This is a genomic window from Vibrio sp. 1727 (genome assembly GCF_033344415.1).
GTDB classification, from domain to species: domain Bacteria; phylum Pseudomonadota; class Gammaproteobacteria; order Enterobacterales; family Vibrionaceae; genus Vibrio; species Vibrio alginolyticus.
The window spans coordinates 1-797 of the sequence record NZ_JAWPOT010000183.1; the positions used below are offsets into that span (position 1 = coordinate 1).

At 46.8% G+C, this 797-nt stretch carries 1 protein-coding gene; it reads left to right on the forward strand.

From position 1 onward, the window contains the following. Positions 1 to 10: 10 nt before the first annotated feature. Positions 11 to 797, forward strand: a 787-nt coding sequence (locus R8O10_RS24660; RefSeq protein ID WP_318191880.1) for an ABC transporter transmembrane domain-containing protein, incomplete at its 3' end; no start/stop codon positions are given.

Genomic DNA, 797 nt, shown 5'->3' on the forward strand with positions numbered 1-797 from the left:
AGGATGAGTTATGTTTAAACGATTTGAAGGCTTCACAGAGCCGTTTCCCAAATCTACGCCCGATCAGCCCCCTTCAGGGATTTTTGCCTTTCTACGCCATTACACCCGAGGGTATGAAAAGCCACTGATCATCATGTCACTGATGTCGACGATTGTTGCCATCGTTGAAGTCATGCTGTTTGGTGCAATGGGCCAACTGGTGGACTGGCTTTCCACCAGCAATCCAGAAACCTTTTTGCAAGATAACCGAGCGGATCTGATTTTTTACGGCGTCTTACTTCTGGTTGTAATGCCACTTTTGGTTGTTATCTACTCTTTGCTGGTGCATCAAACCTTGTTGGGTAACTACCCAATGTCCATTCGCTGGCTTGCTCACCGTTATCTGCTCAATCAGAGTCTGAACTTCTATCAAGATGATTTTGCAGGGCGCGTTGCGACCAAAGTGATGCAAACCTCTCTCGCAGTACGTGAAACGGTCATGAAGAGCATGGACGTGTTTGTCTACGTGACGGTTTACTTCACTAGTATGATCGTGATGTTAGCAGCTGCAGATTGGCGTTTAATGATTCCAATGATTGTCTGGCTTTTGGTTTACATCGCGATTCAGATTTACTTTGTACCGAAACTGAAAGATGTGGCCTCTGAGCAAGCCGATGCGCGCTCAACCATGACAGGCCGTATTGTCGACAGCTACACCAATATCAGCACTATTAAACTGTTTTCACACACGGCTCGTGAGTCAGAATACGCCCGCGATAGCATGCAGCTGTTTCTGGTGCCTGTGTACAGACAAATGC